Here is a 20,097-nt window from a genome sequence, read left to right as displayed (position 1 = left end):
CAGTGATGAAGTCGTACATCGTGGGCGTCGGCATGACGAAGTTCGAGAAGCCGGAGTCCCGGGACTGGCAGTACTGGGACATGGCCGAGGAGGCCGGGAGCGCGGCGCTCGCCGACGCGGGGGTGGACTACGGGCTGGTCGAGCAGGTGCCGGTGGGCTACTGCTTCCAGGCTTCCACCGCCGGCCAGCGCGCCGCGTACGAACTGGGCCTGACGGGGGTGCCGGTCTACAACGTCAACAACAACTGCGCGACCGGATCGACGGCGCTGATGATGGCCCGGCAGTTCGTGGCGGGCGGGATCAGCGACTGCGTGCTGGCGCTGGGCTTCGAGAAGATGAAGAAGGGCGCGCTGGGCGGGGGCGCCGATGGTGGGGACTTCAAGACCTCCCCTGTGGCGCGGCACTACGGGATCATGGCGGCCGGGCACGGCTTCGAGATGTCGCCGCCGACCGCGCAGATCTTCGGCAACGCGGCGCGCGAGCACATGGAGCGGTACGGGACGACGGCCGCGCAGCTGGCGGCGGTCGGCGCCAAGAACCACCGGCACTCGGCGAACAACCCGAACGCGCAGTTCCAGGACGTCTACACGGTGGAGGAGATCCTGGCCGCGAAGGAGATCCACGCGCCGCTGACCAAGCTCCAGTGCTCGCCGACCTCGGACGGCGCGGCCGCGGCGCTGGTGGTCTCCGAGCGGTTCGTGGTCGCGCACGGGCTGCACGACAAGGCGGTGGAGATCGCCGGCCAGGCGATGACGACGGACACGGCCGCGTCCTTCGACTCCGGCTCGTGCATCGACGTGGTCGGCCGGCCGATGTCGCGGGCGGCGGCCCGGGCCGCGTACGAGGCCTCCGGCCTGGGCATCGAGGACGTCGACGTCGTCGAGCTGCACGACTGCTTCTCGGTCAACGAGCTGCTGACGTACGAGGCGCTGGGCATGTGCGAGGAGGGGGCCTCGGGGAAGCTGGTCGAGAGCGGCGCCACCACGTACGGCGGGCGGTGGGTGGTCAACCCCTCCGGCGGGCTGATCTCCAAGGGGCATCCGCTCGGCGCGACGGGGCTGGCGCAGGCGGCCGAGCTCGTCTGGCAGCTGCGCGGCGAGGCGGGACCGCGGCAGGTGGCGGGCGCCCGGGTGGGCCTGGCGCACAACATCGGCCTGGGCGGCGCGGCGGTGGTGACGCTCCTGCGCCGCTGACCCTGCTGCGCAGCTGACGCTCCTGCGCCGCTGACGCCCCGGTACGGGTACGGGCGCCCGGTCAGCCCAGGGCCGGGTCCACCACCGTGTCGCCCATCGACGCGCGGCGGACCGCGTCGGCCAGGTCCTCGACGGGGCCGTCCCGCAGCACCAGGCCCGCCGCGCCCACGGCCCGGGCGGTGTCCCACAGGCCCGGGTGCGCCGAGCCGGCCAGCAGCAGCGTCCGGCACTCCGGGGCCTGGTCGGCCACGTCGGCGACGGCCGCCACCGAGTCCACCAGCGCCACGTGCGGCCGCTGGACCGGCGTCGGTACGACCTCGATGTCCGGCTGGAGGCCGAGCAGCACCGCCAGGGCGGGGTCCGGCGGGACCAGCAGGACCCGCAGGGCCTTGGCGGTGCGGTGCTCCCGCGGCATCTCGTCCACCTGCCCCACAGTAGGGCCGTACGGTGTCCGAACCGGTGATCTGACGTCGTGTCAGGAGTCTTCACAACCACCGGGGCGTGCGTTATACCTATCCCCATCGGCGCTAGAACGCGTTCTAGAACCGGTCCGTAGACGACCTCGGTGCGGCCGACGGTGCGGACGGCCGCACCGAGGTCTTCCCAGAACAAGGAGCAGCATCCGAATGCCGATCGATGCCGCCAGGGCTCTCGCCGCCGATCCACGTACCAGTGAGATCGGCTGGGACCACAAGGACATCCAGCTCTACCACCTCGGCCTCGGCGCGGGCCGGCCGGCCACCGACCTGGACGAACTGCGCTACACCCTCGAATCCAGGCTCCACGTGCTCCCCAGCTTCGCGACCGTCGCCGGCGCCGGCATGGCCATGCTGGGCGGCCTCGCCGCGCCCGGGATCGAGGTGAACCTGGCGAACGTCCTGCACGGCGGCCACTCCATCGAGCTCCACCGGCCCATCCCCGTCAAGGGGTCGGCCACCTCCCGCTCCCGGGTCGCCGCCGTCTACGACAAGGGCAAGGCGGCCGTCATCGTGCTGCGCTCCGAGGTCGCCGACGCCGACGGCCCGCTGTGGACGAGCGACGCGCAGATCTTCGTACGCGGGGAGGGCGGCTTCGGCGGCGAGCGCGGCCCCTCGGTCAGGGAGGACCTCCCCGCGCGGGAGCCCGACCGTGTCGAGGAGCGGCTCATCCGCGAGGAGCAGGCCCTGCTCTACCGCCTGTCCGGGGACTGGAACCCGCTGCACGCCGACCCCGAGTTCGCCAAGCTGGCCGGCTTCGACCGGCCGATCCTGCACGGCCTGTGCTCGTACGGGATGACCCTCAAGGCCGTCGTCGACACCGTCCTCGGCGGGGACGTGTCCCGGGTCCGGGCCTACCGCACCCGCTTCGCCGGAACCGTCTTCCCGGGCGAGACGCTGCGCATGCGGATGTGGCAGGAGCCCGGCCGGGTCCAGGTGTCGGTGACCGCGGTCGAACGGGACGACGCGCCGGTCCTCGCCGACACCGTCGTCGAACACGCGTAGGCACGCAGCCCACAGCCCACAGGTCACAGGCCACAGGTCACAGCTCACAGCACCGCAGCACGCGCAAGACCGACCGACACCAAGGAGCCGCACCGTGCGCGCAGCACTGCAGAGCGAGATAGGCCAGGACAAGCTCGAAGTCGTCGACGACATGGAGACCGTGGGCTTCGGCCCCGGCAAGGTGAGGATCCGCATCAAGGCCACCGGCCTGTGCCACTCCGACCTCTCCGCGATGAGCGGTGTGCTGCCGCAGCCCGCGCCGTTCATCCCCGGCCACGAGGGCTCCGGGGAGATCGTCGACGTCGGTGACGGGGTGACGAGCCATGCGATCGGCGACCGCGTGCTCGTGTGCTGGCTGCCGCCGTGCGGCCACTGTCCGGCCTGTCGGCGCGGCCAGGGCCACCTGTGCCTGGAGAGCTTCGCCAACGTCGCCACGCCCAACTTCCGGCGCGGCACCGGCGACATCTTCGGCTTCGCCGGCACCGGCACCTTCGCCGAGGAGATGGTGGTCCCGGCCGCCTGCGCGATACCGATTCCCGACGACGTGCCGTACGACATCGCCGCCCTCATCGGCTGCGGTGTCACCACCGGCCTGGGAGCGGCCATCAACACGGCCCAGGTGCAGGCGGGTTCGTCGGTCGCGGTGATCGGCTGCGGCGGCGTCGGCATCTCCGTCATCCAGGGCGCCAAGGTGCAGGGCGCGGCGCAGATCGTCGCCGTGGACCCGGTCGCGTCGCGGCGCGAGGCGGCGCTGCGGTTCGGGGCGACGGAGGGGGTGGCGCCGGATGCCTTCGGGGACGCCAGGAACCGGATCACCGGCGGCGAGGGCTTCGACTACGTCTTCGAGGTCGTCGGCAAGTCGGCGACCGCGCAGACGGCGTACGAGATGACCCGGCGCGGCGGCACGGTGTGCGTGGTCGGGGCGGGCGCGCTCGACGACAACTTCCAGATCAACATGTTCTCGCTGTTCTTCGACGAGAAGCGGATCCTGCCCTCCATGTACGGCGGCGGGGACGTCCTGCGGTCCTACGAGCGGACCATCGCCCTGTGGCGGGCGGGCCGCGTCGACCTGGAGGGCCTGATCACCCACCGGGTGAACCTGGCCGAGGTCAACGACGCGCTCGACCAGATGCGCACCGGCGTGGCCCTGCGCACCTGCATAGAACTCTGACCCCGACAACTCCGAAAGGAACGTGGCATGTCGCTCCCCCTTGAGGGACTGTCCGCCGTCGTGACCGGCGCCGGCCGCGGGCTCGGGCGGGCCGAGGCGATCGAACTCGCCCGGCTCGGCGCGAGCGTGGTCGTCAACGACTTCGGCCAGAGCGGCCGGGACGGCTCCGGCGAGGCCTCGGCGGCCCCGGCCGAGGAGGTCGCCGCCGAGATCCGGGCGGCCGGCGGTCAGGCGGTGGCGCACCTCGGCGACGTGGCCGACTTCGGGCAGGCGCGCGAGCTGATCGAGCTGGCGACCGGCACCTTCGGCAAGCTCGACATCCTGGTCAACAACGCGGGCATCCTGCGGGACCGGATGGTCTTCTCGATGTCGGAGGAGGAGTGGGACTCGGTGATCCGGGTCCACCTCAAGGGCCACTTCAACACCACCCACTTCGCCTCCGCGCACTGGCGGGAGCGGTCGAAAGCGGCGGGCGGCCCGGTGTACGGCCGGATCATCAACACCTCCTCCGAGGCCTTCCTCGGCGGGTCGGCCGGCCAGCCGAACTACGCGGCGGCCAAGGGCGGCATCGTCGGGCTCACCACGTCGACGGCGCTCGCCCTGGCCAAGTACGGCGTCACGGCGAATGCCATCTGCCCGCGGGCCCGCACCCGGATGACGGAGGACGTCTTCGCCGGCTTCCAGGTCCCGGAGGAGGGCAAGCTGGACGCCCTGGCCCCCGAGCACGTCTCCCCGCTGGTCGGCTACCTCGCCTCACCGGCGTCGGCGCGGGCCAACGGGCAGCTGTTCGTGGTGCACGGCGGGATCGTGGTCGTCATGGAACGCCCCCGGGTGGCGGCCAAGTTCGACACCACGAAGGAGGCGTTCTCCTTCGAGGAACTGGACGAGGTCCTCACCCCCCACTACGCCGCCCGCCCGGCGGACGAGACCTTCGCGGCGGCGGAGGTCCTGGCCCTCAAACACGGCTAGCGTCTGCCCCGCCCCGGCGCCGGGTCTCTCCGTCGGCGTCCCTCCGCCGGGGTCTCTCCGGCGGGCCTCAGCGCAGGGCCATGCGGCCCTTCAGCGGGGCCTGCTGGAGCGGGACCGGGCGCGGGGCGGCGGGGGCCGCCGGGGGCGGGGTGAGGTGCACCGCCGGGGGCGGGCCGTCGGGCAGCGCCAGGGAGGTCACGCCGCACGGGACGTCCGGGGTGGCGTACGGCAGTCTGAGGCGGCCCTCGCGGGTCCACAGCCCCGCCCCGCCGAGCCAGCCGGCCGGGGCGCCCAGCCGGAAGACGTGCCGGTCGGCAGGCCGCCACAGGGCGATCGCGTCACCGAACCCGCCGAACCCGGCGCCGCCGTCCCCGCCCTCGCCGCGATCCGGGCCGCCCGGCCCGGCCAGCCGCAGTGCGACCCCGCAGGCCTCCGGCATCAGCATCTGGCCCGGCTGGACCGCGAACGGGACCGCCGACCGGCCCACCCCGCGCAGGCACTCCGGGAACCGGACCGGGCGGGCGCTGCCCAGGACGCCCCAGCCGAGCCGCTCCTCGCCCGGCGCGTCCGAGCGGATCAGCAGCAGCCCGCTGTCCGCGTCGGCCAGCAGCAGCCGGTCGTCGCTCGACTCCGCGATCTGCAGCAGCGGCGAGACCTCGCCGCCCCGGCCCAGGTCGACCGCGACGGCCTTGGTCCGGCCGTCGAGTTCGCGGTCCAGGGCCAGCAGCCGGCCCTGCCCGTCCAGCCACACCCCGCCCGAACAGCGGCCGGGCACGTGCGCGACCCGCTCCGGCCCGAAGGCGGCCCCGGCCACCCGCCACACCGTCGTCGACTCCCCGCCCACCGCCAGCGCGTACGCGCTGCTGCCGTCCGGAGCGGGCGGCAGCAGGGTCACCCGGGTGCCGTCCGGCGGCTCGACCGCGCCCAGCGGGAGCTCACCGGTGCGCGGCCCCGTCGGGTAGAGCAGGGCGAACGCGTGCCGGTCGGCCACCCGGCGGTGGATCAGCACCCGCCCGTCCGCCAGCGGCAGCACCTCGCTGTCCGCCTCCTCCGGCTGCCCCAGCGGCAGCGGCACCGCGTACGGCTCGGGGCCGCCCAGGGTCCAGCGCTCCGGGTAGCGGGCCTCACCCTCCCCGGCCAGCCGGGCGGCGTACGAACCGTCCGCCGCGATCGTGAACGCGCTCACCGACGTCGTCATCGACCCCGGCACCGAAACCGACCCAGCCACAGCACAGGCAGTCATCCGTGCGTCACCTCCGGTGAGAAGCTAGTTTTCGCATTTCTTGCCGAACAACCGGAGCCAATCCGCTTCACACATACGGGTGGCCGCCCGGCGATTCCCCGGTGGCGACCGGCGCGATTGTGCTGGTACCGCTGGTCGGCGGGGCGGCCGCGGCGGACGGTAGCCTTGGGCCGTGCCCCGTCTCAGTGAAGTCATCGCCGCGCTCGACGCTCTGTGGCCCCCTCAGCGGGCCGAGCAGTGGGACGCGGTCGGAACCGTGTGCGGCGACCCCGACGCCGAGGTGTCCCGGGTCCTCTTCGCCGTCGACCCCGTCCAGGAGATCGCCGACGAGGCGGTGAAGCTGGGCGCCGACCTGATCGTCACCCACCACCCCCTCTACCTGCGCGGCACCACCACCGTCGCGGCCGGCACCTTCAAGGGCAAGGTCGTGCACACGCTGATCAAGCACGACATCGCGCTCCACGTCGCCCACACCAACGCCGACACCGCCGACCCGGGCGTCTCCGACGCCCTCGCCGGCGCCCTCGACCTGCGCGTCACCGGCCCCCTCGTGCCCGACCCGACCGACCCGGCGGGCCGCCGGGGCCTGGGCCGGATCTGCGAGCTCGACCACCCCGAGACGCTCGCCGCGTTCGCCGCCCGCGCCGCGGCCCGGCTGCCCCGTACCGCGCAGGGCGTCCGGGTCGCCGGCGCCCCGGACCGGCTGATCCGTACCGTCGCCGTCAGCGGCGGCTCCGGCGACAGCCTCTTCGAGCAGGTACGGGCCGCCGGAGTGGACGCGTTCCTCACCGCCGACCTGCGCCACCACCCCGTCTCCGAGGCCCGCGAGCAGAGCCCGCTCGCCCTCGTCGACGCCGCCCACTGGGCCACCGAGTGGCCCTGGTGCGAGCAGGCCGCGGCCCAGCTCGACGCCGTCTCCGAGCGCCACGGCTGGGGTCTGCGGACCCACGTCTCGCGCACGGTCACCGACCCCTGGACGGCCCACGCGCCGTCCGATCCCTCCCCTTCTATCTCTGGAGCCCCCAACTGAACGCCGAGCCCGCCGACCAGATCCGACTTCTCGACGTCCAGGCCCTGGACGTGCGGCTGTCGCAGCTCGCCCACAAGCGCAGGTCGCTGCCCGAGCACGCCGAGCTCGACTCCCTGACCAAGGACCTCGTCCAGCAGCGCGACCTGCTCGTCGCCGCGCAGACCGAGGAGAGCGACACCGCCCGCGAGCAGACCAAGGCGGAGCAGGACGTCGACCAGGTCCGCCAGCGCGCGGTCCGCGACCAGCAGCGGCTGGACTCGGGCGCGGTCGGCTCGCCGCGCGACCTGGAGAACCTCCAGCGCGAGATCGCCTCGCTCGCCAAGCGCCAGGGCGACCTGGAGGACGTGGTCCTGGAGGTCATGGAGCGCCGCGAGTCCGCCGCCGAGCGGGTCGCCGAGCTGACCGAGCGGGTCGCCTCCCTCCAGACCAGGACGGACGACGCCACCGCCCGCCGGGACGCGGCCACCGCCGAACTCGACACCGAGACCGAGACCGTCACCAAGGACCGGGCGCTGATCGTCTCGTCCATCCCGGCCGACCTGGTCGCGCTGTACGAGAAGATCCGCGTCAAGCAGGGCGGCGTCGGCGCGGCCAAGCTGTACCAGCGCCGCTGCCTGGGCTGCCAGATCGAGCTGGACATCGCCGAGGTCAACGAGGTCAAGGCCGCCGCGGCGAACAAGGTGGTGCGCCACGAGAACTGCGGCCGCATCCTGGTCCGTACGGCGGACTCGGGCATCTGATGCGGCTGGTGGTCGAGGCGGACGGCGGGTCCCGGGGCAACCCGGGCCCCGCGGGCTACGGGGCGGTCGTCCTGGACCCCGCGACGGGCGAGACGCTCGCCGAGCGCGCCGAGTACATCGGCGTCGCGACGAACAACGTCGCCGAGTACAAGGGCCTGATCGCGGGCCTGAAGGCGGTGCGCGAGCTGTCGCCGGACGCGCAGGTCACCGTCCGCATGGACTCCAAGCTCGTCGTCGAGCAGATGTCGGGCCGCTGGAAGATCAAGCACCCGGACATGAAGCCGCTGGCCGCCGAGGCGGCCCGGATCCTCCCGGGCGCGCAGGTGACGTACGAGTGGATCCCGCGCGAGCGCAACAAGCACGCCGACCGGCTCGCCAACGAGGCGATGGACGCGGGCAAGCGCGGCGGGCAGTGGGAGCCGGCCGCGTCCTCGGCCGCCCTGGACACCTCGGCGGCCCGCGCGCTGTCCCGCCCCCCGGCCCCGGCGGGCCCGCCGGGCGACGCGGCGGCGGGCGCGGCGGCGGCCCGCGCCGCCCTGACCGCGGCCCGCACCACGGCTCCGGCCGGGGCCGCCGACCCGTCCCGGGGCGCACAGGGCGTTCCCGTCGCGGGCGCCGCGCATCCGGCCGCGGCCGAGGCGGCCCGGGAGGCACAGGCGGCCGAGGCGGCCGAGGCGCTCTTCGGCCCCGGCACGGTCATGGCGGCCGGCGCCACCGCGCCGACCGCCGCGGGAGGCCCCGCCGTCGACCGGGACCGCGAGGCGGCCCGCGCGGCCGGGGCGCAGGTGGCGGACGTCGCCGGGCGGGCCGCCGCGCCCGCGGCCGGCCCCGGGTGGGCCGGGCCCGACCTCGGGACCCCGGCGACCTTCGTGCTGCTGCGCCACGGCGAGACCGCCCTCACCCCGCAGAAGCGGTTCTCCGGCAGTGGCGGTACCGACCCCGAGCTGTCCGCCGCCGGCCGCCGCCAGGCGGACGCCGTCGCCGCGGCCCTGGCCGCGCGCGGCACGATCCAGGCGATCGTCACCTCCCCGCTGCGCCGCTGCCGCGAGACCGCGCAGACCGTCGCCGACCGCCTCGGCCTGCCGGTCACCGTCGAAGAGGGGCTGCGCGAGACCGACTTCGGCGCCTGGGAGGGCCTGACCTTCGCCGAGGTCAAGGAGCGCCACCCGGAGGACCTCGACGCGTGGCTGGCCTCCGCCAAGGCCGCCCCGACCGGCGGCGGCGAGAGCTTCGCCACCGTCGCCCGCCGCGTCGCGGCGACCCGCGACCGGCTGCTCGCCGCCCACGCGGGCCGCACCGTCCTGCTGGTCACGCACGTGACACCGGTCAAGACGCTGGTCCGCCTCGCGCTGGGCGCCCCGCCGGAGTCCCTGTTCCGCATGGAGCTCTCGGCGGCCTCCCTGTCGGCGGTGGCGTACTACGCCGACGGCAACGCCTCGCTGCGGCTGCTGAACGACACCTCGCACCTGCGCTGAGCGCCCGCGCCCGGCACGCCGCAGGGCCCGCACACGGTGTGTGCGGGCCCTGCGGCGTGCAGACCGTGAAGAAGCAGAACAAGCGGAGCTGTACGCCGGGTTCTGTCACCCGGTGACCTCGCGGTCGCCGGGGAGACGGCCATCCATCTAGGACCGGTGTTGCCACCGGCCTCGTGCGGTCTACCCGCGGACTCGGGCGGGCAGCCCTCGATCGTCCGCGCAGGACCCTCCGGGGAGGATCCCTCTTGACCTTGCTCCGGGTGGGGTTTACCTAGCCGCCTGGGTCACCCCAGGCGCTGGTGGTCTCTTACACCACCGTTTCACCCTTACCGAGGGCCGAAGCCCCCGGCGGTCTGTTTTCTGTGGCACTGTCCCGCGGGTCACCCCGGGTGGGCGTTACCCACCACCCTGCCCTGTGGAGCCCGGACGTTCCTCGGCGGGGCGCGAAGCCCCGACGCGGCCGTCCACTCCGCTTGTTCTGCGGTGGACCATGTTACCGGCCCGTGCGCGTGCGGCTTGACCTTGACGCAGCGGCAACGTTTCTACTGGGGGCATGCGGATCGGAGAGATCGCCGCACTCGTCGGGGTCACCACCCGGGCGATCCGGCACTACCACCATGTCGGGCTGCTCCCGGAGCCGGAGCGGAAGGCCAACGGCTACCGCGCCTACAGCGTGCGCGACGCCGTGCTGCTGGCGCGCGTGCGCCGGCTCACCGAGCTGGGCCTGAGCCTGGACGAGGTGCGCGACGTCCTCGCGGACGACGCCGGGCGCGAGCTGGCCGACGTACTCGAAGAGCTCGACGCGGACCTGGCCCGCCAGGAGGCGGAGCTCCGCGAGCGGCGGCTGCGGCTGGCGGCGCTGCTGGCCGCGTCGCCCGGCGAGGTCGACCCGGTCTCGCCCGCGCTCGCGGCCCTGCTGGCGAAGGCGCCCCCGACGGACTCGCCGTCCGCCGCCAAGGACCGCGAACACCTGCTGCTCCTCGACACGAGGGGCAGTGGGGGCGAGGAGCTCTACGGCCTGCTCGGAGCGCTGGCCTCCGATCCGGCCGTGCTCGGGCTGTACGAGCGCCTGGACGCGCTGGCCGACGCCGGCGTCGACGACCCGCGGATCGCGGTGCTCGCCGAGGAGCTGGTCGCGGCGGTCCCGGACGAGGTCTTCGCGATGGTCCACGCGGACGGGCCGGTGGTGCCGGGGTTCCAGGAGGCCCTGCTGGCGGACTACGCGCCGGCGCAGGCGGAGGTCGTACGGCGGGTGATGGAGGCGTTCATGGCGAAGGGCAGCCGCAAGGGCCGCGAGGGCCGCACGGGCGGCGAGGGACGGGGGGCGACGTGACGGGTGTGCTGGGGCCGCGGGTGGCGCGGTGGGCGGTGGCGGCCGTGATCCCCGCCGAGCTGCTGCTGGTGGTCGTGGTGGTGGCGGGCGTACGGATACCGTCCGCCGTGCTGGCGGCCACGGAGCTGCTGGTGCTGGGCGTGCTCGTCCTGGAGATCTGGGTGCTGCGCGGGCTGTACGCCGCCGAACGCGCCGCCGGCCTGCGCCCCGGGCCGGCCGCGCGCTCGGCGCTGCGGACGGTCGTCCCGGTCCAGGTCCGCCGGCTGCTGCTGCACGAACTGCGGGCCATGGTCTCGCTGTGCCTGTGGATCGCCCGGCGGCGGCACGGCGTGCGCGAGGGCGACCACGCCGCCCGCTACACCGAGCCGCAGACGGCCATGATGTACGGGATGGTCTTCGTGTCGGTGGTCGAGACCGTCGTCCTGGCCCTGGTCATCCCCTGGCCGGCCGTGCACCGGGTGGTCCTGGTCCTGGACGTCTACGGCATCCTGATCATCCTGGCCATGCACGCGGCCTGCGTGACCCGGCCCCACGTGGTCGCCCGGGACGGCACCCTGCGGCTGCGCTACGGCGCCCTGGTCGACGTGACCGTCCCGGCGGACGCCATCGCCTCGGCCCGCGTCGACCGCCGCTACCCGCAGGGCCGCCTGGTGACGCCGGCCGAGGACGGCAGCCTGGACCTGATCGTGGGCGGCCAGACGACGGTGACCCTGGAACTCACCCGGCCGGTGCCCGTCGTCCGCCCGCTGGGCGCGGTGGCCGAGGCCACGGTGCTCCGCTTCCACGCCGACGACCCGCGGGCGCTCGTCGCGGCGCTGGGTCAGCCCACGCGCCGGTAGTCCGCCCCGGAGCCCGGCTCCGCGCCCGCTGTCCGCTGTGCTCCCCGGCCCGGGCCGGCCCCGTCGGGCGCGCGGCGCGGGCCGGGGACGCGGCGTACGGACGGGCGGCGCGGCGAGGTGGGCCGCCCGGCGCGCCGGCGCCGGTTCCAGGCGGTGAGCCTGCGCACCAGCGACAGGACCAGCGGTATCAGGAGCAGCCCGCCGAGGACCACGATCAGCACGGCGAAGGCGATGAAGGGCCGCGGCGCGGGGGTGTCCCCGCGGGAGGTGCCCTCAATCCGTCGTGAAGAGGACACTGGCCCGTCCCGGGTCCGCCTGGCGCAGCCGGGCGCGGACGTGGCCGCCGAGGGGGAGGGGGGCCGCGGCGGACTCCACGCGGCCGACCACGGCCGGTTCTTCGAGGTGGACCGTGCCGGTGCGCGGTTCCTGCTCGTCGACGTCGATCACCGTGGCGTCGAAGGTCTCGCCCACGTGGTCCTTCAGCAGCGCCGCCTCGACCAGGTCGACGCAGGCGCGTTCGGCGGCGTTGGCCAGGCGGGCCCCGCCGGCCATCTCCTCGGGCAGGCCGGGCAGCGCGGTCAGGACCCACTCCGGGACCGCCTTGCCCGCCGCGGCCGCCACGCACAGCTCCGACGCGTACCGGTCCACCAGGCGGCGCAGGGGCGCGGTGCAGTGCGCGTACGGGGCGGCGACGGCCGCGTGCACGGCGGGTGTCGGGGTCTCGCCGCCGGTGAAGAGGGTGTAGCCGGCCCCGCGCAGCAGCGCCGTGCACTCCTGGAGGAAGGCCGCCTGCGCGGGCTGCCGGGGGTCGAGGGAGCGGACCAGCTCGGCGTACGGCACGTGGTGCGGCCAGTCGATCCGCAGCGCCGCGGCCGTGCGGCGCAGCCGGCCGACCGCGCCGTCCGGGGCCAGCGGCAGCGTCCGCAGCACGCCCGTACCGGCGGCGAGCATGAGGTCGGCGGCGGCCATTCCGGTCATGAGGGAGATCTGCGCGTTCCAGCCGTCGGCGGGCAGCGGCGCCCGGTAGCCGAGGAAGAAGCGGCCCTCGCGTTCGGTGATCTCCTGCTCGGGGACGTTCAGGGAGACCCCGCCGCGCTCGGCCTCCAGCTCCTCGCGCAGCCGGCCGACGTCCCGGAGCAGGGCGAGGGGCTCCTCGGCGGTCCCGGTGTCGATGGCCTTCTGTACGGCGTCGTAGTCGAGCTTGGCCCGGCTGCGGACCAGCGCCCGGCGCACGTCCGCCTTCTCCACCCGGCCCTCGGAGTCGAGGTCGATCCGCCACAGCAGCGCCGGGCGGGTCTGGTCGGGCAGCAGGCTCGCGGCGCCCTCGGACAGCACGGGCGGGTGCAGCGGCACCTTGCCGTCGGGGAAGTAGAGGGTGGTGACGCGGCGGTGCGCCTCGGCGTCGAGCGCGCTGCCGGGGGTGACGAAGGCGGCCACGTCCGCGATGGCGTAGTGCACGCGGAAGCCTGAGCCGGAGAGCCGGCGCGCCAGGTGCATCGCCTGGTCGAGGTCGACGGAGACCGGCGGGTCGATGGTGAAGAAGGGGATCTCGGTGGCGTCCTCGGCGGGCAGCCGCGGGGCCCTGGCGGCGCTCTCCGCCTCGGCCAGGGCCGCCACCGGGAACGCGGCGGGCACCCCCAGCTTCGTCCGCAGGTCACGCAGCGCGGCCCGCAGGGCAGTTCCCTCTGCGCCGGTGATGTGCATGTGGCGGCGTGGCATGGGTCGAGCCTAGGGCGGCGGGGGGCGGGCGGCACGGCGAGACGGGCCGGGGGTGCGGGGCCGCGGCGGTTTACCCTGGCGCGGGGCCGCACTCCCCGCGCCGCGTCCGTACCGAAGGAGAACCACTGTGCTCGTGCTGCTGCCGCCGTCCGAAGGAAAGGCCACCGGCGGCTCCGGCGCGCCGCTGAAGGCGGCGGAGCTGTCCCTGCCGGGGCTGGCCGCGGCGCGCGCCGCCGTACTGGAGGAGCTGGTCGAGCTGTGCGCGGCCGACGAGGACAAGGCCCGCGAGGTGCTGGGGCTGAGCGAGGGCCTGCGGGGCGAGGTCGCCAAGAACGCCGGGCTGCGCGGTGCGGTGGCGCGGCCGGCCGGTGAGATCTACACCGGGGTGCTCTACGACGCGCTGGGCCTGGCCGGTCTGGACGCGGACGCGCGGGCGCGGGCGGACCGCTCGCTGCTGGTGTTCTCCGGGCTGTGGGGCGCGGTGCGGATCACCGACCGGATCCCGTCGTACCGCTGCTCCATGGGCGTGAAGCTGCCCGGGCTCGGCGCGCTGGGCGCGTACTGGCGCACCCCGATGGCCGAGGTGATGCCGCAGGCGGCCGGGGACGGGCTGGTGCTGGACCTGCGGTCGTCGGCGTACGCGGCGGCGTGGAAGCCGAAGGGCGAGGTCGCCGGGCGCACGGCGACCGTGCGGGTGCTGCACGCGCAGGTGGTCGACGGCGTGGAGAAGCGGTCGGTCGTGAGCCACTTCAACAAGGCGACCAAGGGGCGGCTGGTACGGGACCTGCTGACCGAGGGCGCCGCCCCCGCGACCCCGGCAGAGCTGGTCACGGCCCTGCGGGACCTGGGGTACGTGGTGGAGGCGGAGCCCCCGGCGAAGCCGGCGAAGGCGTGGTCGCTGGACGTGGTGGTCACCCGGATCCACTGACCCCGTGCCCCCGTACTCACGCCCCGCCGGCGATCGAGGCGCTGGGGGTCCTCCCGGACGGAGTCCGGGGGAGGGCCCGGGACGGGGTCAGCGGCCCAGGGGCCAGGCGACCGCGTGCGGGTCGTGGTCCGACGTACCCGCGTGCTGGGCGCAGGCGTCCGTCAGGGTCTCCAGCAGCGTCAGGGGGTCCGGCAGCGGGTGCTCCATGCCCCGCAGCCAGGTCACGGACAGCTCACCGGGCAGGGCGGCCGGCGGTACGAGCACGTAGCTGCCGCGGCAGTGCCAGCGCAGGCCCGGGTGCTCGTCCATGGTCTCGGGGTGGCAGTCCAGCTCGCAGGGCCACCACTCGTCCTCGTCCTCGGGGGTGCCGCGGGTGGCGGTGAAGAACAGCATCCGGGCCTGGTCGCCCGCACCACCGGACTCGGCGACGGGGCCGACGGCGATGCCGGCGGCGAGCAGCCGGTCGAGGGCGGAGCGGCCCGCCTCCAGCGGGACGTCCAGCACGTCGTGGACCATGCCGGTCGCGGTGATGAAGTTGGCCTGGGGCTGGGCGCGCGCCCAGCGTTCGATCTGCGCGCGGTCGGTCGTCGACTGGGTCTGCCAGGCGAAGGACAGCGGATGTCGCGCGGGGGTGGGACAGCCGATGCGTTCGCACGAACATCGGTATCCCGCGGGATGGGCGGCGGGGGCGAGCGGCAGGCCCGCGGCGGCCACGGACAGCAGGAGCGCCTCACGCTCCCGGCCCGGGTCCTCGGCGGTGGGCTTCTGCCGCCGACGCAGCCACTGGGAAATCCTGCTCTGCTCACCGCGTTTGAAGCGGCCGGACTCAGACCCCATCTATCCCCTCGCCAACCGTTGTCCCCGGCAGATCCCCCCATCGTCCCACCATCCGGAGGCCCGTATGACCGCACTTCCGCACCCCGGCCATCACAGAACCATCACATAACGGCACATTTCAGCCATACGTTCCCGGCCTGACGTGCCGGTGATCTACGACACCTTCCCGATTCCGTCCAGCACGCGGTCGACGAGCGCGTCCGTGAAGGCGTGGGTGAGCGGTGCGGTGCGCAGCAGCCAGCGGTAGGTCAGCGGGCCCAGCAGCATCTCGACGGCCAGCCGCAGATCGGTGTCCTCGGCGAGCTGGCCGGCCTCGCGGGCCGTGCGCAGCCGCTCCTCGTACAGCGCGAGCTGCGGCTCCAGCAGCTTCTGGGTGAACTCCGCGCCGAGGGCGGGGTCGGTGGCGCCGGCCGCGGTCAGGGCGCGGGCCGGAGCCTCGTACTTCTCGTCGTTGAACTCGTCGACCGTCGCCCGCAGCACGCTCTTGAGGTCGGCGGCGAGGTCGCCGGTGTCGGGGAACCCCTCCCAGCCGCCCTCCGCCTCGGCGTCGCCGGCCAGGGCGAGGGAGGCGTCGAGCAGGACGGCCGCCTTGGAGGGCCACCAGCGGTAGATGGTCTGCTTGCCGACGCCCGCGCGGGCGGCGATGGCCTCGATGGTCAGCTTGTTGTAGCCGACCTCGCCGACGAGGGCGAGTGCGGCGTCGAGGATCGCGCGGCGGGATCGGTCGCTGCGGCGGGAGGCGTCAGGGGTCTTCACCATGGGCTCACGGTACCAATGCGAGACGTCTCGTCTTCTAATGGTCGGATAAACCACCCGATCAGTTCACTGCGCGCTCACCCGTTGAGGAGAGACGATTCTGTGACTCTCATCCCGTGAGGAGCCTTCTTTGCGCAGAGACGCCACACCCCGGCGGTACCTGATGTGCCCACCCGCGCACTTCAAGGTCACGTACTCCATCAACCCGTGGATGGATCCCACGAAACCGGTGGACCTGCCCCTCGCACTCACCCAGTGGGAAGGCCTGAGGGACCGCTACCGGTCGCTCGGCCACACCGTCGAGGAACTCGACCCCGACCCCGCCCTGCCGGACATGGTCTTCGCGGCCAACGGCGCCACCGTCATCGACGACCGGGTGCTCGTCGCCCGCTTCGCCTACCCGGAACGGGCGGCGGAGGCGGAGGCGCACGCGGACTGGTTCGTGGCGCACGGTTTCCGGGAGGTCCACCAGGCCTCGCACATCAACGAGGGGGAGGGCGACTTCGCGGTCACCGCCACCTACCTCCTGGCCGGCCGGGGCTTCCGGTCCAGCCCGCTGTCGCACGACGAGGCGCAGGAGTTCTTCGGACGGCCGGTGATCGGGCTGGACCTGGTGGACCCGCGGTACTACCACCTGGACACGGCGCTGTGCGTGCTGGACGGCGACGAGATCATGTACTACCCGCCGGCCTTCTCGCCCGGCAGCCGGGCGGTCCTGGAACGGCTCTTCCCCGACGCGCTGCTGGCGGAGCCGGCGGACGCGGCGGCGCTGGGCCTGAACGCGGTGTCGGACGGCCTGCACGTGCTGGTGCCGCAGGCGGCGGTGGGGCTGTTCCCGCTGCTGCGGGAGCGGGGGTTCGAGCCGGTCGGGGTGGACCTGGGGGAGTTGTTGAAGGGGGGCGGCAGCGTGAAGTGCTGCACGCAGGAGCTCCGCCCGTCCTGACGGTGGCAGGCCCCCGTCCCCCCGCCGGCCACCCCGGCCGGCGGGGCCGGGGGCCGCTGCCCCGTACCCCCGCGCCTCAAACGCCGGCGGGGCCGGGTTGGGGCCCCTGTGCTTCAAAAGCCGGCGGGGCTGGGATGCCGCGCAGCGGCATGTCCAGCCCGCGCGGCGTTTGAGCGCACGGGCGCGAAGCGCACGTATGGGGGCCCGGGGGCGGGCCCGGGGACGGTCAGGGGTTGGACGGGGGCCAGGGGGCGCCCCAGGGGGTGTCGCGGGCCGCTTTGTAGAGGTCGCCGTGGCGCTTCGTCACCGTCTCGCGGCGCAGGCCGTCGGGCCCGCACAGGTCCAGCAGGACCAAGCCCTTGCGGATCTGCGGCTTCCGCGTCACCCGGGACACCGCCGGCCCCGCCGGCATCCGCACCGCCGCCACGTAGCTGAACTTCTCGTCCTCGTACGCCAGCGACCCGCCCTTCACCTGCCGGTGCAGCGACGACCGGCTGACCCGCGCCGAGAAGTGGCACCAGTCCTCGCCCACCACGATCGGGCACGTCCCGTCGTGCGGGCACGGCGCCGCCACCCGCATCCCCGCCGCGATCAGCGCGTCCCGCGCCGCGCGGATACGGAGGTAGCCCTCCGGGGTGCCCGGTTCGATGACGACCACCGCCTGCCCGGCCCGCGCCGCCTCCGCCACCACCGCCGCGCGCGCGGTCTCCGTCAGTTCGCCCAGGACGTACGAGACCGTGACCAGGTCCGCCTCCGGCAGCGCCAGCCCCGCCCCGATCACCGCGCGCCGCCACTGCGCCGCGCGCAGCACCGGGGAGCCGGAGGCGGCCGCGAGTTCGCGGCCCAGGGCCAGCGCCGGTTCCGCCCAGTCCAGGACGGTCGTCTCCCGCGGGCCCTCCCACGTGGCGTCGACCGCCCAGGTCGCCGCCCCCGTGCCGCCGCCGACGTCGACGTGCGACGCCGGGGACCACGCGGGCGCGGCGGTCGCGAGGGCGTCGAGTGCCGCCCGTACTGCCTCGAAGGTCGCCGGCATCCGGTACGCCGCGTACGCCGCCACGTCCGAGCGGTCGCGCAGGACCGGGGCGTCGGTGGGCGTACGGCCCCGGTAGTTGGCGATCAGCCGCTCGACGGCGGCCGCGGCCTGCTTCGGCGGCAGCCCGTCGAGCAGACCGGCCAGGGCGGCGCGCAGGGCATCAGCGGTGGGGGAGGCGTTCACCTGGGAATTTTACGGCGCCCCGGCCGCAGGGTCGGCCACCCCCTCGGGGGTCGCCATCGGCTCCCGCTCCCGCCACGGCCGGCACAGCCCCACGAAGCAGGCCACCGACAGCAGCGAGCACACCAGCTGCACCACAGCCATCGGCACCGCCGTGTCCTCGCCCGCGATGCCGACCAGCGGCGAGGCCACCGCGCCGACCAGGAACGAGGAGGTGCCCAGCAGCGCGGAGGCGGAACCCGCCGCGTGCGGGGTGCGCATCAGGGCCTGCGCGTTGGTGTTCGGCAGGACCAGGCCCATCGCCGACATCAGGACGAACAGCGCGGCCGCCACCGGCACCAGCCCGACCGTCCCGAACACCCCGGCCGACATCATCAGCAGGGCCACGGACGCCGCCGTGATGACCGCGAGGCCCACGGCCAGCACCTTGTCCAGGCTGACCCGGCCCACCAGCAGCTTGCCGTTGATCTGGCCGACCGCGATCAGGCCGACCGAGTTGAGGCCGAAGAGCAGGCTGAACGCCTGCGGCGAGGCCCCGTAGATCTCCTGGACGACGAACGGCGAGGCGGAGATGTACGAGAAGAGGACCGCGAAGGCGAAGCCGCCGGCCAGGGTGTAGCCGGCGAAGGCCCGGTCGGCGAGCAGCCCGCGCATGGTGCGCAGCGCCGCGCCGACGCCGCCGGTCTGGCGCCGCTCGGGCGGGAGCGTCTCGCCGAGCCCGCGCCACGCCAGCAGGGTCAGGAGCGCGCCGACGCCGGTGAGGACGAGGAAGACCCCGCGCCAGTCGGAGAAGCGGAGCACCTGGCCGCCGATGAGCGGGGCGACGATGGGCGCGCTGCCGGATATCAGCATCAGGGTGGAGAAGAACCGGGCCATCTCGACGCCGTCGTAGAGGTCGCGTACGACGGCCCGCGCGATGACGATGGCGGCGGCGCCGGCCAGCCCCTGGAGCAGCCGGAAGGCGATGAGCAGCTCGGCGGTGGGCGCGAGCGCGCAGACGGCGGTGGCCAGGACGTACACGACCATGCCGATGAGGAGCGGGCGCCTGCGGCCCCACTTGTCGCTCATCGGGCCGATCACCAGCTGTCCCAGGGCCATGCCGGCGAGGCAGGCGGTGAGGGTCAGCTGGATGGTGGCGGCCGGGCTGGACAGGGCGGTGGTGACCTCCGGCAGGGCCGGGAGGTACATGTCCATGGACAGCGGCGGGAGGGCGGTGAGTCCGCCCAGGATGAAGGTGACGAGCAGACCGGTCCGGCGGGCGGCCGGGCCGGTCTTCTCAGGGGGTGTGACGGCGGGTATCGCGGGGGTGGCGGCCCGGGTGGGGCCGTCGCCTCTTTCCGACATGGGAGCTCCAGTCCTCTGATCGCAAAATCGCACCCCTGACCGACCCATGTTCTCAGCAATCGGAACGTCCCGGGCTCCCCGCCGTCGCTGCCGTAGCCTGCGGCCTCATGAACGCACGCGGGAAGAAGATCGCTGTCGTCACCGGAGCGGGTTCCGGAATCGGCCGTTCCGTCGCGCTCGCGCTGGCCGGCGCGGGCTGGGCCGTTGCGGTGGCCGGCCGGCGGCAGGAGCCGCTGGAGGCCACGGCGGCCGCGGCGGCCCGGGCCTCCGGCCCCGGCGCGGACGTCCTGCCGGTGCGGGCGGACGTCAGCGACCCGGCGGACGTGGCCGCGCTCTTCGCGGCGGTGCGCGACCGGTACGGGCGCCTGGACCTGTTGTTCAACAACGCCGGTACGTTCGGGCCCGGCGGGGTGGCGCTGGAGGACCTCACGTACGAGGCGTGGAAGCAGGTCGTGGACGTGAACCTGACCGGCTCGTTCCTGTGCGCGCAGGCGGCGTTCCGCCAGATGAAGGAACAGGACCCGCAGGGCGGCCGGATCATCAACAACGGCTCGATCTCGGCGCACGTGCCGCGGCCGCACTCGGTGGCGTACACGGCGACGAAGCACGCGATGACGGGCCTGACGAAGTCCCTGTCGCTGGACGGCCGGCCGTACCGGATCGCGTGCGGCCAGATCGACATCGGCAACGCGGCGACGGAGATGACCGAGCGGATGCAGACGGGCATTCTGCAGCCGAACGGGCAGCTGGCGGTCGAGCCGGTGATGGACGCGGCGGACGTGGCGCGGACCGTGCTGCACATGGCGGAGCTGCCGCTGGAGGCGAACGTGCAGTTCGCGACGGTCATGGCGACGACGATGCCGTACATCGGGCGGGGCTGAGC

At 74.3% G+C, this 20,097-nt stretch carries 20 protein-coding genes and 1 other RNA gene; 12 read left to right on the top strand and 9 right to left on the bottom strand.

Features of this window, described 5'->3' with window-relative positions:
* Positions 1-5 precede the first annotated feature (5 nt).
* The gene (locus ACIPXB_RS12880) at positions 6-1,193 is read left to right on the top strand and encodes a lipid-transfer protein (RefSeq protein ID WP_401448182.1); all 1,188 of its coding nucleotides are present in this window, start codon (positions 6-8) and stop codon (positions 1,191-1,193) included.
* A 61-nt stretch (positions 1,194-1,254) separates the two neighbouring features.
* On the opposite strand, the gene ACIPXB_RS12875 is transcribed toward ACIPXB_RS12880, so the two are convergent.
* Positions 1,255-1,608: a DNA-binding response regulator gene (locus tag ACIPXB_RS12875; RefSeq protein WP_401448322.1), complete on the bottom strand. Its 354-nt coding sequence runs from the start codon at positions 1,606-1,608 to the stop codon at positions 1,255-1,257.
* A 211-nt stretch (positions 1,609-1,819) separates the two neighbouring features.
* Here ACIPXB_RS12875 and ACIPXB_RS12870 point away from each other — a divergent pair, with 211 nt between their 5' ends.
* The 3 genes from ACIPXB_RS12870 (at position 1,820) to ACIPXB_RS12860 (ending at position 4,814) form a co-directional block, all read left to right on the top strand.
* Positions 1,820-2,674: a MaoC/PaaZ C-terminal domain-containing protein gene (locus tag ACIPXB_RS12870; RefSeq protein ID WP_401448180.1), complete on the top strand. Its 855-nt coding sequence runs from the start codon at positions 1,820-1,822 to the stop codon at positions 2,672-2,674.
* A 94-nt stretch (positions 2,675-2,768) separates the two neighbouring features.
* A complete protein-coding gene (locus ACIPXB_RS12865; protein ID WP_401448178.1) occupies positions 2,769-3,845 on the top strand; it encodes a Zn-dependent alcohol dehydrogenase in 1,077 nt (358 codons plus the stop codon).
* 27 nt (positions 3,846-3,872) lie between these two features.
* Entirely contained in the window at positions 3,873-4,814 is a 942-nt protein-coding gene (locus tag ACIPXB_RS12860; RefSeq protein ID WP_401448175.1) for a 3-oxoacyl-ACP reductase, read from the top strand.
* Positions 4,815-4,881: 67 nt separating this feature from the next.
* On the opposite strand, the gene ACIPXB_RS12855 is transcribed toward ACIPXB_RS12860, so the two are convergent.
* Complete coding sequence (locus tag ACIPXB_RS12855; protein ID WP_401448172.1) at positions 4,882-6,057, bottom strand: hypothetical protein; 1,176 nt, start codon at positions 6,055-6,057, stop codon at positions 4,882-4,884.
* A gap of 172 nt (positions 6,058-6,229) precedes the next feature.
* Here ACIPXB_RS12855 and ACIPXB_RS12850 point away from each other — a divergent pair, with 172 nt between their 5' ends.
* The 3 genes from ACIPXB_RS12850 to ACIPXB_RS12840 are packed head-to-tail and all read left to right on the top strand — an operon-like array spanning position 6,230 to position 9,302.
* Entirely contained in the window at positions 6,230-7,087 is an 858-nt protein-coding gene (locus ACIPXB_RS12850; protein WP_401448170.1) for a Nif3-like dinuclear metal center hexameric protein, read from the top strand.
* Positions 7,084-7,827 carry a zinc ribbon domain-containing protein gene (locus ACIPXB_RS12845; RefSeq protein ID WP_401448319.1) on the top strand — a complete coding sequence of 248 codons (744 nt, stop codon included), beginning with the start codon at positions 7,084-7,086 and terminating at the stop codon, positions 7,825-7,827. Before ACIPXB_RS12850 ends, ACIPXB_RS12845 begins: the two co-directional genes overlap by 4 nt.
* Positions 7,824-9,302 carry a bifunctional RNase H/acid phosphatase gene (locus tag ACIPXB_RS12840; RefSeq protein ID WP_401448317.1) on the top strand — a complete coding sequence of 493 codons (1,479 nt, stop codon included), beginning with the start codon at positions 7,824-7,826 and terminating at the stop codon, positions 9,300-9,302. Before ACIPXB_RS12845 ends, ACIPXB_RS12840 begins: the two co-directional genes overlap by 4 nt.
* A 75-nt stretch (positions 9,303-9,377) precedes the next feature.
* Here the strand turns inward: ACIPXB_RS12840 and rnpB are convergent.
* Positions 9,378-9,778, bottom strand: an RNA gene (gene rnpB / locus ACIPXB_RS12835) — RNase P RNA component class A.
* Between the two features lie 77 nt (positions 9,779-9,855).
* Between rnpB and ACIPXB_RS12830 the strand changes: the two genes are divergently transcribed.
* Both ACIPXB_RS12830 and ACIPXB_RS12825 read left to right on the top strand, forming a co-directional pair.
* Complete coding sequence (locus ACIPXB_RS12830; RefSeq protein WP_401448169.1) at positions 9,856-10,635, top strand: MerR family transcriptional regulator; 780 nt, start codon at positions 9,856-9,858, stop codon at positions 10,633-10,635.
* The gene (locus ACIPXB_RS12825) at positions 10,632-11,474 is read left to right on the top strand and encodes a hypothetical protein (protein ID WP_401448167.1); all 843 of its coding nucleotides are present in this window, start codon (positions 10,632-10,634) and stop codon (positions 11,472-11,474) included. Before ACIPXB_RS12830 ends, ACIPXB_RS12825 begins: the two co-directional genes overlap by 4 nt.
* Here ACIPXB_RS12825 and ACIPXB_RS12820 read toward each other — a convergent pair.
* Together ACIPXB_RS12820 and ACIPXB_RS12815 are read right to left on the bottom strand one after the other, a co-directional pair.
* Entirely contained in the window at positions 11,456-11,770 is a 315-nt protein-coding gene (locus ACIPXB_RS12820) for a hypothetical protein (protein ID WP_401448165.1), read from the bottom strand. The genes ACIPXB_RS12825 and ACIPXB_RS12820 overlap by 19 nt on opposite strands.
* A complete protein-coding gene (locus ACIPXB_RS12815; RefSeq protein WP_401448163.1) occupies positions 11,748-13,193 on the bottom strand; it encodes an RNB domain-containing ribonuclease in 1,446 nt (481 codons plus the stop codon). Before ACIPXB_RS12815 ends, ACIPXB_RS12820 begins: the two co-directional genes overlap by 23 nt.
* A 127-nt stretch (positions 13,194-13,320) precedes the next feature.
* On the opposite strand from ACIPXB_RS12815, the gene yaaA reads away from it, so the two are divergent.
* The gene (yaaA, locus tag ACIPXB_RS12810) at positions 13,321-14,121 is read left to right on the top strand and encodes a peroxide stress protein YaaA (RefSeq protein WP_401448162.1); all 801 of its coding nucleotides are present in this window, start codon (positions 13,321-13,323) and stop codon (positions 14,119-14,121) included.
* An 87-nt stretch (positions 14,122-14,208) separates the two neighbouring features.
* On the opposite strand, the gene ACIPXB_RS12805 is transcribed toward yaaA, so the two are convergent.
* Complete coding sequence (locus tag ACIPXB_RS12805) at positions 14,209-14,958, bottom strand: bifunctional DNA primase/polymerase (protein ID WP_401448159.1); 750 nt, start codon at positions 14,956-14,958, stop codon at positions 14,209-14,211.
* 153 nt (positions 14,959-15,111) lie between these two features.
* The gene (locus ACIPXB_RS12800; RefSeq protein ID WP_401448157.1) at positions 15,112-15,717 is read right to left on the bottom strand and encodes a TetR/AcrR family transcriptional regulator; all 606 of its coding nucleotides are present in this window, start codon (positions 15,715-15,717) and stop codon (positions 15,112-15,114) included.
* Positions 15,718-15,844: 127 nt separating this feature from the next.
* Here ACIPXB_RS12800 and ddaH point away from each other — a divergent pair, with 127 nt between their 5' ends.
* Entirely contained in the window at positions 15,845-16,657 is an 813-nt protein-coding gene (ddaH, locus tag ACIPXB_RS12795; protein ID WP_401448155.1) for a dimethylargininase, read from the top strand.
* Positions 16,658-16,883: 226 nt separating this feature from the next.
* Here the strand turns inward: ddaH and ACIPXB_RS12790 are convergent, their stop codons facing one another.
* Both ACIPXB_RS12790 and ACIPXB_RS12785 read right to left on the bottom strand, forming a co-directional pair.
* Complete coding sequence (locus ACIPXB_RS12790) at positions 16,884-17,873, bottom strand: small ribosomal subunit Rsm22 family protein (protein WP_401448153.1); 990 nt, start codon at positions 17,871-17,873, stop codon at positions 16,884-16,886.
* 9 nt (positions 17,874-17,882) lie between these two features.
* Positions 17,883-19,214 (bottom strand): Bcr/CflA family multidrug efflux MFS transporter, encoded by a 1,332-nt coding sequence (locus tag ACIPXB_RS12785; protein WP_401448151.1) that lies wholly within the window; start codon positions 19,212-19,214, stop codon positions 17,883-17,885.
* Positions 19,215-19,321: 107 nt separating this feature from the next.
* Here ACIPXB_RS12785 and ACIPXB_RS12780 point away from each other — a divergent pair, with 107 nt between their 5' ends.
* Complete coding sequence (locus ACIPXB_RS12780) at positions 19,322-20,095, top strand: SDR family oxidoreductase (RefSeq protein WP_401448149.1); 774 nt, start codon at positions 19,322-19,324, stop codon at positions 20,093-20,095.
* Positions 20,096-20,097 lie beyond the last annotated feature (2 nt).

Source organism: Streptomyces sp. NPDC090022, assembly GCF_044748145.1.
In the GTDB taxonomy this organism is placed as follows: Bacteria; Actinomycetota; Actinomycetes; order Streptomycetales; family Streptomycetaceae; genus Streptomyces.
Note: the sequence above shows the minus strand (reverse complement) of the source record. Positions and strands in the feature narration are given on the sequence as shown.